The organism is Paenibacillus sp. FSL K6-1230 (assembly GCF_038002385.1).
In the GTDB taxonomy this organism is placed as follows: domain Bacteria; phylum Bacillota; class Bacilli; order Paenibacillales; family Paenibacillaceae; genus Paenibacillus; species Paenibacillus massiliensis.
Map to the genome: position 1 here is coordinate 15001 of NZ_JBBOCK010000001.1, position 17187 is coordinate 32187.

Genomic DNA, 17187 nt, shown 5'->3' on the forward strand with positions numbered 1-17187 from the left:
ACGTTCCCGGGTCTTGTACACACCGCCCGTCACACCACGAGAGTTTACAACACCCGAAGTCGGTGGGGTAACCGCAAGGAGCCAGCCGCCGAAGGTGGGGTAGATGATTGGGGTGAAGTCGTAACAAGGTAGCCGTATCGGAAGGTGCGGCTGGATCACCTCCTTTCTATGGAGAATCGCTTCCTGCAACGGAAGCATTCAAATCAGATCGATGTTCCATCGATCATAAGAAGAGGAATTCGGTACTGCGCTCTGCGCGTATGAAATCCTCTTAACAGCTCACTCGTTGCTCAGTTTTGAGAGTTCAACTCTCAAACTCATCTGTATGAAATTCATCCGCTCAAGCGAGATGGACCGGATTTCACACAGGGGCTGTTGTTTCACAACAGCATTGCACCTTGAAAACTGGATACCGAAACGAAAACATTGCGTTTTAGAACATCTTTTAGCTGAACTTGTGTAAGCAAGTGAAAGTTATTAGTGAACTGATATTTTGCCACAGGCAAAAATCATGGTTAAGCTAATAAGAGCACACGGAGGATGCCTAGGCGCCAGGAGCCGACGAAGGACGTGGCGAACGACGAAATGCCTCGGGGAGCTGTAAGCAAGCTTCGATCCGGGGATGTCCGAATGGGGAAACCCGGCTACTGTAACAGGTAGTCACTCTTTGGTGAATACATAGCCAAAGGAGAGGCAGACCAGGGGAACTGAAACATCTAAGTACCCTGAGGAAGAGAAAACAATAGTGATTCCGTCAGTAGCGGCGAGCGAACGCGGATTAGCCCAAACCAGGAAGCTTGCTTCCTGGGGTTGTGGGACGTCTCACACGGAGTTACAAAGGTGTACCCTAGATGAAGAGGTCTGGAAAGGCCCGCGATAGAGGTAAAAGCCCTGTAATCGAAATGGTACACCCTCCGAGACGGATCCCGAGTAGTGCGGGGCACGTGAAACCCCGTATGAATCCGGCAGGACCATCTGCCAAGGCTAAATACTCCCTGGCGACCGATAGTGAAACAGTACCGTGAGGGAAAGGTGAAAAGCACCCCGGAAGGGGAGTGAAATAGAACCTGAAACCGTGTGCTTACAAGAAGTCAGAGCCCGATCTATGGGTGATGGCGTGCCTTTTGTAGAATGAACCGGCGAGTTACGTTCCCGTGCAAGGTTAAGGTGAAGAGCCGGAGCCGCAGCGAAAGCGAGTCTGAATAGGGCGATTTAGTACGTGGACGTAGACCCGAAACCGGGTGATCTACCCCTGTCCAGGGTGAAGGTGCGGTAACACGCACTGGAGGCCCGAACCCACGCACGTTGAAAAGTGCGGGGATGAGGTGGGGGTAGCGGAGAAATTCCAATCGAACCCGGAGATAGCTGGTTCTCCCCGAAATAGCTTTAGGGCTAGCCTCGGAAAAGAGAGTCGTGGAGGTAGAGCACTGATTGGGTGCGGGGCCCGCAAGGGTTACCAAGCTCAGTCAAACTCCGAATGCCATAGACTTAGTTCCGGGAGTCAGACAGTGAGTGCTAAGATCCATTGTCAAAAGGGAAACAGCCCAGACCATCAGCTAAGGTCCCCAAGTGTGTGTTAAGTGGGAAAGGATGTGGAGTTGCACAGACAACCAGGATGTTGGCTTAGAAGCAGCCACCATTGAAAGAGTGCGTAATAGCTCACTGGTCGAGTGACTCTGCGCCGAAAATGTAACGGGGCTAAACACACCACCGAAGCTATGGCTTGATGCTTGCATCAGGGGTAGGGGAGCGTTGTATGCAGGTTGAAGGTGTACCGTAAGGAGCGCTGGACAGCATACAAGTGAGAATGCCGGTATGAGTAACGAAAAGATCAGTGAGAATCTGATCCGCCGAAAGCCTAAGGGTTCCTGAGGAAGGCTCGTCCGCTCAGGGTAAGTCGGGACCTAAGGCGAGGCCGAAAGGCGTAGTCGAAGGACAACAGGTCGAAATTCCTGTACCACCGTAAACCGTTATGAACGATGGGGGGACGCAGGAGGGTAGTGACGCGGACTGATGGATGTCCGTCCAAGCAGTGAGGCTGATGTGTAGGCAAATCCGCACATCGTAAGGCTGGGCTGTGATGGGGAGTGAAAATTACAGTAGCGAAGGTCATGATCTCACACTGCCAAGAAAAGCCTCTAGTCAGGTGAAGGTGCCCGTACCGCAAACCGACACAGGTAGGCGAGAAGAGAATTCTAAGGCGCGCGGAAGAACTCTCGTTAAGGAACTCGGCAAAATGACCCCGTAACTTCGGGAGAAGGGGTGCCTCGGTAGGGTGAATAGCCCGAGGGGGCCGCAGTGAAAAGGCCCAAGCGACTGTTTAGCAAAAACACAGGTCTGTGCGAAGCCGCAAGGCGAAGTATACGGGCTGACGCCTGCCCGGTGCTGGAAGGTTAAGGGGAGTGGTTAGCCGCAAGGCGAAGCTATGAACCGAAGCCCCAGTAAACGGCGGCCGTAACTATAACGGTCCTAAGGTAGCGAAATTCCTTGTCAGGTAAATTCTGACCCGCACGAATGGCGTAACGACTTGGGCGCTGTCTCAACGAGAGATCCGGTGAAATTTTAATACCTGTGAAGATGCAGGTTACCCGCGACAAGACGGAAAGACCCCATGGAGCTTTACTGCAGCTTGATATTGAATTTGGGTACGATCTGTACAGGATAGGTGGGAGCCGTAGAAGCAGGAGCGCAAGCTTCTGTGGAGGCGTCCTTGGGATACCACCCTGATCGTATCTAGGTTCTAACCTGGTACCGTAATCCGGTGCGGGGACAGTGTCAGGTGGGCAGTTTGACTGGGGCGGTCGCCTCCTAAAGAGTAACGGAGGCGCCCCAAGGTTCCCTCAGAATGGTTGGAAATCATTCGAAGAGTGCAAAGGCAGAAGGGAGCTTGACTGCGAGACCTACAAGTCGAGCAGGGACGAAAGTCGGGCTTAGTGATCCGGTGGTACCGCATGGAAGGGCCATCGCTCAACGGATAAAAGCTACCCTGGGGATAACAGGCTTATCTCCCCCAAGAGTCCACATCGACGGGGAGGTTTGGCACCTCGATGTCGGCTCATCGCATCCTGGGGCTGAAGTAGGTCCCAAGGGTTGGGCTGTTCGCCCATTAAAGCGGTACGCGAGCTGGGTTCAGAACGTCGTGAGACAGTTCGGTCCCTATCTGTCGTGGGCGTAGGAAATTTGAGAGGAGCTGTCCTTAGTACGAGAGGACCGGGATGGACGTACCGCTGGTGTACCAGTTGTTCCGCCAGGAGCACCGCTGGGTAGCTATGTACGGACGGGATAAGCGCTGAAAGCATCTAAGCGTGAAGCCCCCCTCAAGATGAGATTTCCCAGTATGTAAGACCCCTTGAAGACGACGAGGTAGATAGGCTGGGGGTGGAAGTGCAGTAATGCATGGAGCTGACCAGTACTAATCGGTCGAGGGCTTATCCTAAAGTAAAATGCAATGATTCGTTTCGGTTCCAGTTTTCAGGGTGTAACACCTTGAATCATATGCTGCAACATTTATACGCACAGATGTGCTGTACCAAATGTTTCGCATACCGTGTTTGTTTCACAAACACTCGTTTGGTGGCGATAGCGGAGGGGTTCCACACGTACCCATCCCGAACACGACCGTTAAGCCCTCCAGCGCCGATGGTACTTGGACCGAAGGGTCCTGGGAGAGTAGGACGCCGCCAAGCACAAGAACCACTACCGATCTTCGGTGGTGGTTTTTTTATGTTGTGTTGATTACAACTGTTAGTTCAGAGGGGATTGCTCCTCATGAAAAAGAAGTAGGCAGTTGTTATCTGATCGTGTCCTACTAGGAGGCATACATGAAGAGTAAAGAGTGATGCTGGAGTTTACAAGGCTAATGCTCCCCCTAATATGATTTTACAGCGGCGTGATACTCCAGATACTCCATGTGCTCATCGTTGCAGTCCAAATATCTTGCCAAGCATTATTTCAGGAGAGTCGTCAGCATCCCCAGATAGCCCAACTCTTTATTGAGATAGTATTTAACATAAGGCAGAGCTTAGACTTTATAAATGTATAGGCGTATCTCCGAAGCAGACTACTTGGGCAGATTATACAGATAATATGACATTGGACAGACTGACAGTTAATTAAAGCTATTTTCTAACAAAAGGAAGGTAACATTTTTGTTACGGAAAAGAGATATGAGTTGGTTATAATGTAAAAGTGCACAGAAGTATATGAAGTATTCCTACGATTATCCTATTGATCATAGAGGATTGAAGTTCGCAGTAGGTAATAAGGAGGAGACACCATGCGCAAATATAGATGGCTGGTCCTTATACTCATCATAAGCGTCGCGTCTATGCTTGTTATCGGATGTGGGGCAAAGGAACCCTCCTGGACGGCTTTTGAGGGAGCAGCCAATGTGAAGACCTTTCCTGTACCCAAGGAAGCTAACAAGACTGATCGTGCAAACGGAAATTCGGATATGGACTTTGTGCGTTACGCCCTGCCAGGTATGAAAGAGGCTGATGATATTCCAACTCCATATTTGCAGGAGATTGCAGCTTGGGGATGGAAAGAGGAGGAGGAGCAGTCTGCACCTTCCCAACGAGTATTTCTGAAGGATAAGCAAATTGTGCATCTATCCGTTCATGACGACTATTTCACGCTACTTGTTCCTAAAGACACCAAGTCGGCTGCTAATGTACAGGATTTAAGTTCTGATGACGACTCGGACATAGATTCTTACTAGAGCAGCACCTTTCCATTAACATGCTTGCTACAACTCTTCATAGAGCCACATGGAACAAGCCCTTACTGCATAGGCAGAAGGGATTTTTTTAATGACATACAGTGATACAGTGCGTGAACGAGAAAGCTTATTTCCAGTAGAACATGGTCCTGTTCAAATTGCTGGAGATAGGCTTTTTTGGTTTATGCGAATGATGAAGAAAAAAAATCGAACGATATTCGTGAGCAATACCAATATAAAGTGTGAAGGAAGGAGGGGTTGATGATAGACGGCAGAGAGAATGGTTGCAGCGAGGAGATAGCTATTAGTGAAGGGAAAGAGATTATTAACGAGACAGAGGCTAACAAGGAGAAAAAAACTAAGAATCGGTCAGAAGTGAACAAGGTTTTAGAAGTTAGTAAGCAGATCGAGGTTAGGATTCACAGAGATAGGCGAAGAGAGGAACAGAAAGCCAGATGTAACGAGCTGGTATACCTGACGCGAGCCGGGGACTACTCATCTTATGGGGAGCTGTATGAGCTTACGGTAGCAGATGTCTATCGTACTGTGCGATTTTTGCTTAAGAGTGCTACTGAGGCCGAGGATCTTGTGCAGGAGATATTTATTCAAGCTTACCGATCACTGGAGAGATTTAATACTGATTGCGACTTTCGCCCATGGCTCATGGGAATCGCTATGCGACAGGTTCAGAACTATCGGCGGCGTGAGCTGATTCAGTTCCGATTCATGCAGCGACTAAGAAAAAGTGATGAGGCTACAGAGTATGATTTCGCGGGAGATCTGGTACATAGGCTGTCCTTCAAGCCACTCATGGATCAGGTAAAAAGATTACCATATAAGCTGCAGCAGGTGATTACACTGCACTATCTAAATGAATACACTCAGGAGGAAATAGCAGCGATTCTGGACATTCCACTCGGAACCGTAAAGTCACGTATTCATGCTGCACTCCGTAAGCTGCGCCAGAAGCATCAGACAATGGAGATCTATAGAAAGAAAAGAGTGGAGGATATGATATGAAGCTGGAACATGAATTGCAGCATGCTTACCAAGAGGAGACTAGACAGTGGACGATCAGGGCGGAAGCCAGAGACAATATGCTCAAGTCTCTTCAACAACAGCGAGAGTCTCGACTTAACAGAAAACGAGCGAACTGGCTGGTGGCTGTGGTCGTAGCAGTTGTACTTATCATTCCATCAGGGGCATATGCCGGCTATACGTATCTAGCTGATTACATCTATGGCTCTGAGAAAAATATAACAGCCATCGGAGGGACAACGTCGGATTACCAGCGACTAGAGGCTAAACTGCGTGTCGCACAAGAGCAGCTAAGCTCTGAGGAGTTCGCGGCATTTATGGAAGTGCTGCTCGATTTCGGGAAGTTCGCTCTGACACATGCCGACCTTCGAGGACAGCTGCACCCAGAGGATTGGAGTATTGAGGAGCAACAGGTGTATAACCAGTTAGCTGAGCAGCTAGAGCCCTACTTCGATAAGCTATCGAATGCTGAGGCTCAACAAGTCATTATAGATGAGGAGCGTATTTGGCAAGAGAAGCTAGAGCAGGCCAAGCAACAGTTCTCCTCTGAGGATTACGCTGAGTTCACGTCTCTATTTACACAAATGAAGCAATATGAGGCTATTGTAGTAGATCAGGATAAGAGCCTTCACGAAGATCGCCTGTCACCAGAGCAAAAGCAAGAGTTGAAGCAATTAAGAGAGCGCATAATCCCTTATCTACAGCAGTTGGGGATGTAATAGCCAGGAGTGGCAGCATAAAAAAGGATAGGTCTTGTAACGTCGGCCCTGTAAAGTGTAGGGAGAGACGGCTGGGGGCTAGCCAGAGATGGCACAGTGAGAGTTATTAGCAGGGTGAAACCCAAGAACGTAATCAGGAAGATACTCAAGAAGGTACTCAAGAAGATATGGCGTAAGGGATTGAATGAAGAGGCTCGAGAGGAGCTCAAGATAGGTTGAAGATAGGCTGAAGATAGGCTCAATAGGATGCTAAAGAAGATGCTGAAGATGAGGCTCAAGAAAATATTAGAGAAGGAATTGAAAATAGAGATTGAAGGGAGAAGACTCCAATGCCACGTATAGTGGTATGGAGTCTTCTTGTACTTCTGTCAGGAGGATGATTACGGGTCACGCTACTGCAGTAGCTCTAAGCCCTCTTAGCTGCATTCCATTAGGCTCCAGATAAACTCTAGTCTGTTTGGCCCAAATAGAAGCTGCTCTTAGTGTAGTACATTCCGTGTAGTGCATTTAGTGTGTGTACGTGTCTTGCACAATTATGTATTTCAGAGGTAGTCTTACTGCTGATAGTACGACACATCGCCTGGATTGAATTTGAGCATGCCATCCTTCCGCTCCCGACGCAGCTGAATCAATGTATAGAGTCGGGGTACCAGCAGCCACAGATGCCAGAAAATCAGCGAGATTGTGAATACCGGTGGTGACCAGAGTAGAAATACGGCGGTGATAAAAAATCCTGCCCAGAGCATGTGAAATTGCATGCGGTTGAACAAAACATACTTAATGTACTGTTCTGGCATGTAGCCCTGCCATGGGAACTTCCAGCTGTACTTCCAGCGCTTGCGTGAAGAGTTGCCGCTTACATAAAGGACCAGGCTGGACACCACAAAATGAATCCACATCATGACTGGCAGGGCTAACAGGAACAAGAATAAGCTCGTCCAGGTTAGTACCAGAAGGAACGCAAGCATGATGATGGGCAGGGAGTAATAGCTCCACAACATTTGACGATGGATATTAATCTTCTTAATCAATTGATAGTGATAATAGGTGGCCTTGGTACCCTGAATCTCTGCCATTCAATCAGTCCTTTTCATTCATACGGAATATCAATCATGCAAAAAATAGGGGTGAGGAGAAATAAAGGTGCTTTCCTATACATTATCGGCTACAACAGGTATTTTTTTGAATAGGCTTTTAGGTACAGACACCTCGGGACGCCAGTAGGAATAGGCTGTATAAAAATGTTGAAATGGCTATGAAAAGGTTTAAAATAATAGAAACTGTATCATACTGATAGTAAAAGAAGATGTAAGGGTGGGATAAATCATGTATGATAAATTGGAATGCCGATGCATCATCTGTAATGAACCCAAGACGGAAGGGATCTTTATTATGTCGGAATTCATTTGTGATGACTGCGAATCTGAAATGGTGCACACTGATGCTGCCGATGCCAAATATCATTTTTTTATTCATCAGTTAAAGCAGATTTGGGTACAGAAGAACGCGTGATCAGGAGTAGCGATTAGAAGAATTAGCTCTCTGGATTAGAAGAACTGGCGTTTTGCATAATGCAATATGTAGAGTTGAATACAATGGCTTGTTCAGTACACTGACTTGTTCAACACAATAGCTTTCTAAAAGGGATATCATGTTGGAGCAATGATTGACTAACTATAGATACAAATGAAATATTTACTAACGAATAATGAAAACGAACTAATGATAAAACTAACGAATAATAGAACGAATTATCTGTTGTGAAGGATATTAAATTGCTGTATTCATGTGAATGATGAACATTTATATAAGCTGCAAATAGATTATATCGAGGAAAATCAGGCCTGTAATGGCCTTTTTTTGTTGTCCTGTGATTGCAATGTAGGATAGGATTCAAGATGTGTTTGCGATACAATATAAGTAGCTAATTCAGGTATGGTGTCTCATAGAATAATAATATTATTAGTGCTATTCGCAGTATGATTGCAGGGACTACAGGAATTTGCTGCGTCTGGAAGGAACCCACAATATGACGAATCAAGCGAAGGAGGCACAGGCTCCGATTATGGATGCCTTGCTTCATTATAGAGAAGCTGGACGAGCCTCCTTTCATGTGCCAGGACATAAGAATGGTCAACTGTATAGACAAGATGAGAGAGCTCGCTTGCTTCAGGATGTGATGTCCATTGATGTCACTGAGATTACCGGGATGGATGATCTGCATCATCCGGAAGAAATGATACTAGAGGCACAGCAGCTTGCAGCAGATTGCTTTGGTGCGGAGGAGAGTTTCTTCCTGGTAGGGGGGAGCACAGCAGGCAATCTGGCCTTAATCTTGACGGTATGCAGTCAGCCTGGTGATATTTTATTGGTCCAGCGAAATGTGCATAAGTCTGTGCTGCATGGCCTTATGCTCGCAGGGGCCCGGGCCGTATTTATGGAGCCCTATATCGATCCTATTAGCCAACTGGCATCAGCGCCGGTGGATTCTACAATAAGGAGCGCTCTCGCAGCATACCCTGAAGCCAAGGGCGTGCTGATTACCGTCCCTAACTATTATGGAATGGGTCTTGATGTTGCGGCGATTGCTGAGGTATGCCATCAGATGGGGGTACCCTTGCTTGTAGATGAAGCACATGGAGCGCATTATGGTCTTCATCCCCAGCTTCCTGCTTCTGCGCTGGCCTCGGGTGCAGATGGGGTAGTACAGTCCACTCATAAAATGCTGTCTGCTATGACAATGGGAGCCATGTTACATATTCAGGGTGAACGGATTGATCGTGAGCTATTGCGTCAACGTCTGGCCATGCTTCAGAGCTCTAGTCCGTCCTATCCAATCATGGCCTCACTTGATTTGGCTAGGCGGTATGTTCATGTACATCGTGAGCAAGCATTCCAAGAGGGCATGGAGGCTATACGTGTGTTCCATGAAGGGTGGGCAGGCTTGACGCGCTTTGGGCTGCTAGAGCCAGTCAACGTGAATAGCACCGTTTCTGTACCTCCAGGGAGGGCTATTGAAACAGAAGTGCAGGGATTGGAGCCGTTATTGGAAAGCATTCCAGGCTATTCTACACAGGACCCGTTCAAAGTTGTTATTTATGATCGTCATGGCGTATGGAGTGGCTATCAACTGCAAGAAAAGTTAGAGCAGCAGGGCTGTATTCCAGAAATGAGTACGGAACGTTATGTGGTCTTGTTGTTCACACTGGCATCTGTAAAGGAGGATGCAGAACGATTGCTGCAGGCGCTAGAGGTTCTGGAGACGGAGTCTACTCTACCTTTACAGGTGAATGTAGGGGGTAAAGGCATACCGAAAAAGGATCATGAAGTTTCCACGTGGAACAATTTGCGTGTATTGAATTATTCTCAACCCATCCAATTTCATTTGCAGCCACCAAGAAAGGAGCAGGTGGAGAGCGTGTCATTGGAGCTGTGCAGTGGGCGTGTAGCTGCAGAGATGGTCATCCCCTATCCGCCAGGGATTCCATTGTTATATCCGGGAGAGACTATACAAGCCGAGACGGTAGAGCGGTTAATGAAGCTTCAGAATGCAGGAGCTAAGTGTCAAGGAGTTGCGGATCCGAGTATGAGGACGATCCGCGTGTTCAATGACGGGTCGGCTTAACGAATGCTACCAGTCTCCGCTTGCAGCAGATCTTTACCCACATTTTGTCTGATCAAGATGCTAGTGAACCTGTCTAGAAATATTAGGTTCAAAATATATAGGTTTTGCAGACAATAGCGTAGGAACAATTATAAATAGCATTATGTTATAGCTACAGAGTTAGCAATCCAGGGAAAGCAGGTATGATATGAAAGGCAAAGGCAGATTCATTACATTCGAGGGAGGCGAAGGCTCGGGCAAGACTACGGTCATCAGATGCCTTACGCAGAGACTGCAGGAGGAGGGCTACCCGGTCATCGCTACAAGAGAACCGGGAGGGATTGAGATCGCAGAACAGATCCGATCCGTTATTCTGGATACAGCCAACACGACAATGGATGCTAGGACTGAGGCATTGCTGTATGCTGCTGCTCGTAGACAGCATCTGGTGGAACGAGTAGAGCCTGCCATTGAGGAAGGAAAGATGGTCCTGTGCGACCGCTTTGTTGACAGTAGTATGGCCTATCAGGGACACGCACGCGGAATAGGTATGACAGAGGTAGGTATGATCAATCAGTTCGCAACAAACGCCCGGCAGCCAGATGTAACGTATTATTTGGACATTGAGCCCGAACTGGGACTTACCCGAATTGCCAGCAACCAGCGTGATCGGGACCGTCTAGATCGTGAAGGTCTTGAGTTCCATTATATGGTGAAGGAAGGGTATAGTCTTCTCATAGAACAGAATCCTGAGCGCATATGTGTGATTGATGCATCCCGGTCCATAGAGGATGTGACAAATGATATCTATGAGCACCTGAAAAAGAGGATTTTGCCGACTTTTCTCGAATAACTTCTATATGCACAAAGAAAATATTAAATAACAGGGCATAGCATGTGGCAGCAGGTAGTAAGTATGGCATAACAATAGATATAACCATCCGAGGCCTTGCGTATCATGTTGGTTTGCCGTTCTCTTGTTCGGGGATGGACGCCCCTGGCGTTGACCTGAAGATTATAGGAATTGTTCATTGAAGTAACCCATATTAAGGGAGGAATTCAGGATGAAACTGATTGTTGCCATTGTTCAGGATAAAGATAGCAACAGACTGTCCAGCGGACTGGTAAAGGCTAATTTCCGTGCAACCAAGCTGGCAAGTACCGGTGGATTTCTACGTGCCGGCAACACCACATTCATGATCGGAGTGGACGACAGTCAGGTCGAGTCTGTTATGAGCGTAATCCGCAATAGCTGTAAGGTGAGAGAACAGCTCGTGACGCCGGTGACTCCTATGAGTGGAACAACAGACTCTTATTTGCCTTTGCCAGTAGAGGTTCAGGTTGGTGGAGCCACGGTATTCGTTCTTCCGGTTGATCGTTTTGAACACTTCTAGAACTTCTACAATTCTCAGTACGATATGACGATAATATATGTATCTGCTCTTCCATGACTGGGAATGGCTGGCCTGCTGAACAGGTCAGGTATTGAAGGTGATGTATGGAGCTATACATTCTGCGGCGATGCTATGGTGCCGTGCCTGATTAGTGCTCAAGATAGTTACAGCTTGCAGCTCGGCTATGCCGGCTAGCCTGCAGATACCTCGATGAGCCGAGCAGGAGAAAGCAGGTTCATTATGAAAATTAATCCGGGCTATCGCCCATTACAAAGCGGTATCGCTCCAAGTGATACGAATACCAAGCCCGTTCAAAGCAAGAGCTTCTCAGATATGATGAAGCACAGTGGAGAGCGAGCTTCACAAGAAGAATTAAGTCGCCAATTCAAGGAAATTCAGATGCAAGGAGATCGGCTTGCCCGCTCCATGACTGTGCGTGAATTGAAGGCCTACAAAGTATTGGTCAAGAGATTTCTGGAGGAGACTGTACGCCGAGGGGTATCTATGAAGGATACCAAGGGCTGGGATCGTCGCGGTCGCAGCAAGCGTTATAAGCTCATTGATGAAGTAGACTCTATTCTGCTACGGATGGCAGAGGAGCTGCTAGATACAGAGCAGGGGAAGATTGAGCTCCTTCATGGTGTTGGGGAAATTCGTGGTATGCTGATTAATCTGGCTTTTTGAGTAAAGCAACAGACCTCAAGTGCATAATAACCTAAGCAAATAGCGACCCATAATATAATCTGTCGACTTTACAGTCGGCAGATTGTTTTTTAAGATAATTGAGTTATAGGTCTTCACAGGTAAAAATCATAACGACTCGTGGTTTGGAAAGTGAGGCAATATGTCTTTTCAGGATATAATAGGTCAGGAGTTGCCGAAGAGTATGCTGCAGCACGCGCTTCACAAAGGAGCGGTTAGTCATGCTTATCTGTTCCATGGTCCAGCAGGCAGCGGACAGTTGCAGATGGCCATGGCCTTTGCCAAAGCGTTGTTCTGCGAGCGATTAAGCGATGATGCTTGTGGTGAGTGTCTGGAATGCAGAAAGGTCGAGCATGGCAATCACCCCGACCTGCACATCATTGCTCCAGATGGCAACAGCATCAAGATCGATCAGGTTCGGGAGCTTCAGCGTTCGTTTTCGTATCGCTCGGAAAGTAAGCACCCGAAGGTGTATATCATTCAGCAGGCAGATCTGTTAACGACACAGGCAGCAAACAGTCTGCTGAAATTTCTGGAGGAGCCACAGCTGCCTACGGTGGGGATTTTGCTGACCGATAATGGACAGGCCGTACTCCCTACGCTACATTCACGGACTCAGCATGTACCGTTCTCTGCTCTGAATCCGGAGCTTATGCAGCAAATACTGACAGGAGAGGGCTATTCAGCAAGTCTTGTCAGATGTGCGGTTCATATTGCTTCTGGATTGGAAACAAGTAGAGAAATTCTCCAGCAGAATTGGTTTGCAGAAATTAGAAATGTAATGTTACAATTAGTAAAGGAGTCGTTGAGTAGAGGGAGTTCCTCCGTCATTTTGGCTCAACAGAAGGTGTTCAAGGCCGGACTCGGCGAGCATCTTGATATCCTGTTTCATTTGTTTCACCTGCAGTTCAAGGATATGCTGCACTTCCAGTATGGAAGGCACGATAGCATTGTGTTCATAGATCAATTGGAGATGATCTCCAAATTGGCAATCACCCGCAGTACCGAACAATGGGTCTCTTATATGGATTTGGCCGCGGAGTGCAGAAGAAAGCTCCGTTTCAATGTAAACGGTCAGCTTTGTGTAGAGCAGCTGATGATCGGTCTGTCCCCATCATGAGACAGATCCAGCGCCGATGGTCCGAGACTGCGCTACGGACAGGTTACGCATGAGCAAGGCCTGTCCCTCGCATACCGAATATGGGAGATTGTGCCCGTGGCACGTTCAGCTAAGATGTCCCCAAGCAAGGTTCTAGTGGCACACAAGGGGGTTTATTTTTGTACAGTGTAGTGGGTGTTCGCTTCAAAAAAGCGGGCAAAACGTATTATTTCGATCCGCTCGAGCTTCCGCTGGAGAAAGATAACTGTGTAATTGTTGAGACGGCGCGCGGTATCGAATATGGTAAGGTTGTTGTAGGCAAGAAGGAAGTGAATGATTCCGATGTCGTGCTTCCCCTGAAGAAGGTCATTCGGCTAGCTGGCGAAGCGGATGCACGGATTGTAGAGGAGAATAGACAGGCTGCCAAGGAAGCCTTCGGAACTTGTCTTCATAAGATCAAGGATCATGGACTCAAAATGAAGCTCGTGGACGTGGAATTCACCTTTGACCGCAACAAGATTATTTTCTACTTTACGGCTGAGGGGCGTGTTGACTTTCGGGAGCTGGTCAAGGACTTGGCTAGCATTTTCCGGACACGAATCGAGCTGAGACAGATTGGTGTGCGGGATGAAGCTAAGATGCTGGGCGGGATTGGGCCTTGCGGACGTATTTTGTGCTGCTCCTCCTGGCTTGGCGACTTTGAGCCTGTGTCCATCAAGATGGCGAAGGATCAAAGCTTGTCCTTGAATCCAACCAAAATATCCGGTCTTTGTGGAAGGCTGATGTGTTGCCTCAAGTTTGAGCATGATAATTATGAGAGTGCGAAGGAAGAACTTCCTCAAGTCGGCAAGCTCGTCGTAACTTCCATGGGAGAAGGTAAAGTAGTAGGTATTAATGCAGGTCATCGAACTGTTCACGTACAGCTTTTTGAGATTAGTAAAGTCAAGGAACTTCCAATGGATGATGTAGTCATCAAGTAAACCATTAGGTGGCTTCGGGGTGGAATCTTGGAAAAAATAAATGTTTTCGAGCGTATTCTCGAGTTGGAGACGCAAATGGGGCAAATGTACGGTGATCTTGGTGAATTGAAGCTGGCTGTAAAAGAGCTGCTTGAAGAGAACCAGCGACTGACGATTGAAAACGAACAGCTGCGTAAGATGCTGAGAGACCATACACATGCAGAGGAACCAGAACGTATAACAACATCAGACCATCCGGCACATCTGATCAAAACAGAGGAAGTGCAAGGAGAAGTCGTTGGTGAGGGGTACGATAATCTGGCGAGACTGTATCATGAAGGCTTTCATATATGCAATGTTTATTACGGACATTTACGAACCGAGGGCGACTGCCTATTTTGTCTGTCATTTTTGAATAAATAACATCAAGCCGTAGGACACGTGCCTACGGTTTTTTTGTAAGGAAACAGAACAATTACACTAGACATATCGCGTGAGGGCTGCAGAAAAGGAAGGGAACGTTTGATGATAAATGAACCGCTTAACGACTCTGAACGAATTGATGATTTGCTGACACACGATCTTCGAATCATACAGAGTGAGGAAGTATTCAGCTTCTCTATGGACGCTGTACTACTAGCGAGATTTGCAGGTATTCCGAAAAGAGGGAAGATTCTCGACCTGTGTACAGGCAACGGGGTTGTGCCGCTCTTATTAACGACTCGGACACAGGCACAGATTGAAGGCATCGAGATTCAACCACGACTTGCAGATATGGCTCGTCGGAGTGTAGCTCTGAACGGACTAGAGAATGTAATTACGATTCGTGAAGGCGATCTGCGTCAGCTATTCGAGGTTACCGGACATGGTGTGTATGATGCGATTACGGTGAATCCGCCTTATATGCCTTTGAATGGTAGCGATCTCAAGGTTAATATCCATGAAGCCATCGCACGCCATGAGCTGCACTGCACCCTAGAGGAGGTTATTCAGGCCTGTACAAGGCTTATTCGTACGGGTGGAAAGGTAACGATGGTGCATCGGCCACAGCGGCTGGGGGAGATTATCTCCTTAATGCGTGAGTATCGTCTGGAGCCCAAACGAATTCGATTCGTCCATCCACGGCCTCAGGCAGAGGCGAATATCGTCTTGATTGAGGCACTACGGGATGGCAAGCCAGATGTGCGGCTGCTCCCGCCGCTCATTGCGTATGAAGGTGAGGGCAGAAATCAGTACACACCAGAGATGCTGGAGATCTATACAGGGCAGAAGGAGGAATAAGCATGGCTGCTACGGTGCAAAAAAGCTTTTTGGATGGGGAACAGGAACAGGGCATACTGTATCTTGTGGCCACTCCGATCGGCAATCTGGATGATATGACATTTCGAGCGGTGAAGGTGTTGAAGGAATGTCATATTATTGCGGCGGAGGACACGAGGCAGACGCGAAAGCTGCTTACACATTTTGACATATCACCAGAGATGCTATTCAGCTATCACGAGCATAATAAGGCAGCAAGTGGGCCTGAACTAATCAGATATATAATAGAAGGAAAAAATTTGGCCCTTGTGAGTGATGCCGGGCTACCAGCGATTTCTGATCCAGGAGCGGATCTGGTGAAGCTGGCCTTGGATGCTGGAATCTCGGTCGTACCGATCCCCGGAGCGAATGCGGCATTGTCTGCATTGATTGCCTCAGGGCTTGATACCGATCGGTTTACTTTTGCTGGATTCCCCCCTCGCGAACGCAAGGAGCTTCAGGAGCTGCTGCAATCCTTTGGAGCTTCCCATGGCACGGTCCTCTTTTACGAATCCCCGCATCGAATTGCCAAGACACTTGGAGTTATTCAGGAGACGCTTGGTGCAAGAAAAGTCGTATTAGCACGTGAACTTACGAAAAGACATGAGGAATGGCTGCGCGGAACAGCCGAGGAATGTCTACAGTGGCTGAAAGAGCATCCACCACTGGGCGAATATTGCCTGGTGCTGGAGGGGAAGAGTGAGGAAGCCGAGGAGCAAGAGCGTCAGGCCTGGTGGCAGGAGCTGAGCTTGGCTGAACATGTGACTCAATATGAGCAGCAAGGGCTGAACCGGAAAGAGGCCATGAAGCGTACAGCTTCAGACCGATCGATCTCTAAGCGAGACGTATACAATGCACTGTTGTAATTCTGTGACAGGAATGTGCGAAATGAAGAGTCTACACTGAGGGCACTCTATCGTGAACGAGGGGATTTGTACGATTGCTATGATTCAGGGCAGTTATCCAACCCCTAAATGCTCCTTAGACAAAAAAAAGGCCTTCCACGAGTGGGTTCTTACCCGTGGAAGGCAACAAGGAGATATGAAAAGGTTAGAATTAACAATAGGTATAATTTAATTATATACTATAAATCTTATTTTGTCACAGGTGTTGGAATTTCAGAAATACATTCATTACATACGATTTTACCCTTGAAATATGTAACGTTCTCGGCATTGCCGCAGAAGATACATGCAGGCTCGTATTTTTTGAGCATAATGCGCTCTCCATCTACATAGATTTCCAGAGCGTCCTTCTCCCCAATACCCAACGTACGACGCAACTCGATTGGAATTACAACGCGTCCAAGCTCATCAACTTTTCTCACAATACCCGTAGATTTCATCATAGATCATCAGGCTCCTCTCGCCGTATCAAAAGTATAAGTGTCAAGTTTCGACATTATTTTATCTTTTATGATATACACTATACCAACCATTCCCAAAACAGTCAACCTATAAAATAACGACAAAGGTTAAAATTTCTAATAAAACAACTGAAAATTCGCTGAATACGCAGAAAAAACAGTTAAAATCGCAGTTTGCTGAATTTGTCGATTTGGAAACTGGAAAAATCTATAATTCGACACTATTCGACATTTTGTGTCGAAACCGACAAGAAAATAGTGATAAAACAGGTGAATGTTGTGTAATC

Annotated in this window: 15 protein-coding genes and 3 rRNA genes (1 of these 18 only partly in view); 16 read left to right on the top strand and 2 right to left on the bottom strand. The window is 47.4% G+C overall.

The window, feature by feature from the left end; translation table 11 throughout:
• The 6 genes from MKX74_RS00055 to MKX74_RS00080 form a co-directional block, all read left to right on the top strand.
• Positions 1 to 166: ribosomal RNA gene (locus MKX74_RS00055) — 16S ribosomal RNA — on the top strand; it begins 1386 nt to the left of the window's first position.
• 347 nt (positions 167 to 513) lie between these two features.
• A 23S ribosomal RNA gene (locus MKX74_RS00060) occupies positions 514 to 3436 on the top strand.
• Between the two features lie 133 nt (positions 3437 to 3569).
• Positions 3570 to 3686, top strand: a 5S ribosomal RNA gene (rrf, locus tag MKX74_RS00065).
• Together the 16S, 23S and 5S rRNA genes form the textbook arrangement of a ribosomal RNA operon.
• A gap of 590 nt (positions 3687 to 4276) precedes the next feature.
• On the top strand, positions 4277 to 4720 hold the full coding sequence (locus MKX74_RS00070) for a hypothetical protein (RefSeq protein WP_018888074.1): 444 nt from the start codon (positions 4277 to 4279) through the stop codon (positions 4718 to 4720).
• 261 nt (positions 4721 to 4981) lie between these two features.
• Entirely contained in the window at positions 4982 to 5740 is a 759-nt protein-coding gene (locus tag MKX74_RS00075) for a sigma-70 family RNA polymerase sigma factor (protein ID WP_341177149.1), read from the top strand.
• Positions 5737 to 6477 (top strand): DUF3600 domain-containing protein, encoded by a 741-nt coding sequence (locus MKX74_RS00080; protein WP_341177150.1) that lies wholly within the window; start codon positions 5737 to 5739, stop codon positions 6475 to 6477. The genes MKX74_RS00075 and MKX74_RS00080 overlap by 4 nt, the downstream gene beginning before the upstream one ends.
• A gap of 554 nt (positions 6478 to 7031) precedes the next feature.
• Here MKX74_RS00080 and MKX74_RS00085 read toward each other — a convergent pair.
• Positions 7032 to 7553, bottom strand: coding sequence for a hypothetical protein (locus tag MKX74_RS00085; protein ID WP_018888071.1), 522 nt, complete (start codon positions 7551 to 7553; stop codon positions 7032 to 7034).
• A gap of 250 nt (positions 7554 to 7803) precedes the next feature.
• Between MKX74_RS00085 and MKX74_RS00090 the strand changes: the two genes are divergently transcribed.
• From MKX74_RS00090 to rsmI, 10 genes are all read left to right on the top strand, one after another.
• Complete coding sequence (locus tag MKX74_RS00090) at positions 7804 to 7989, top strand: sigma factor G inhibitor Gin (protein WP_018888070.1); 186 nt, start codon at positions 7804 to 7806, stop codon at positions 7987 to 7989.
• 517 nt (positions 7990 to 8506) lie between these two features.
• A complete protein-coding gene (locus MKX74_RS00095) occupies positions 8507 to 10102 on the top strand; it encodes an aminotransferase class I/II-fold pyridoxal phosphate-dependent enzyme (protein ID WP_341177151.1) in 1596 nt (531 codons plus the stop codon).
• A gap of 187 nt (positions 10103 to 10289) precedes the next feature.
• Positions 10290 to 10934, top strand: coding sequence for a dTMP kinase (tmk, locus tag MKX74_RS00100; RefSeq protein WP_341177152.1), 645 nt, complete (start codon positions 10290 to 10292; stop codon positions 10932 to 10934).
• Positions 10935 to 11145: 211 nt separating this feature from the next.
• On the top strand, positions 11146 to 11475 hold the full coding sequence (locus tag MKX74_RS00105) for a cyclic-di-AMP receptor (RefSeq protein ID WP_018888067.1): 330 nt from the start codon (positions 11146 to 11148) through the stop codon (positions 11473 to 11475).
• 240 nt (positions 11476 to 11715) lie between these two features.
• Positions 11716 to 12159, top strand: a complete 444-nt coding sequence (locus MKX74_RS00110; RefSeq protein ID WP_341177153.1) for a YaaR family protein — start codon at positions 11716 to 11718, stop codon at positions 12157 to 12159.
• A gap of 160 nt (positions 12160 to 12319) precedes the next feature.
• Positions 12320 to 13297: a DNA polymerase III subunit delta' gene (gene holB / locus MKX74_RS00115; protein WP_341177154.1), complete on the top strand. Its 978-nt coding sequence runs from the start codon at positions 12320 to 12322 to the stop codon at positions 13295 to 13297.
• Positions 13298 to 13455: 158 nt separating this feature from the next.
• On the top strand, positions 13456 to 14256 hold the full coding sequence (locus MKX74_RS00120) for a PSP1 domain-containing protein (RefSeq protein WP_018888064.1): 801 nt from the start codon (positions 13456 to 13458) through the stop codon (positions 14254 to 14256).
• A 27-nt stretch (positions 14257 to 14283) separates the two neighbouring features.
• Entirely contained in the window at positions 14284 to 14658 is a 375-nt protein-coding gene (gene yabA / locus MKX74_RS00125) for a DNA replication initiation control protein YabA (RefSeq protein ID WP_341177155.1), read from the top strand.
• 102 nt (positions 14659 to 14760) lie between these two features.
• Complete coding sequence (locus MKX74_RS00130) at positions 14761 to 15516, top strand: tRNA1(Val) (adenine(37)-N6)-methyltransferase (protein WP_341180490.1); 756 nt, start codon at positions 14761 to 14763, stop codon at positions 15514 to 15516.
• A gap of 2 nt (positions 15517 to 15518) precedes the next feature.
• Positions 15519 to 16400 carry a 16S rRNA (cytidine(1402)-2'-O)-methyltransferase gene (gene rsmI, locus MKX74_RS00135; RefSeq protein ID WP_341177156.1) on the top strand — a complete coding sequence of 294 codons (882 nt, stop codon included), beginning with the start codon at positions 15519 to 15521 and terminating at the stop codon, positions 16398 to 16400.
• Between the two features lie 227 nt (positions 16401 to 16627).
• Here the strand turns inward: rsmI and MKX74_RS00140 are convergent, their stop codons facing one another.
• Positions 16628 to 16882, bottom strand: coding sequence for an AbrB/MazE/SpoVT family DNA-binding domain-containing protein (locus MKX74_RS00140; RefSeq protein ID WP_018888060.1), 255 nt, complete (start codon positions 16880 to 16882; stop codon positions 16628 to 16630).
• Positions 16883 to 17187 lie beyond the last annotated feature (305 nt).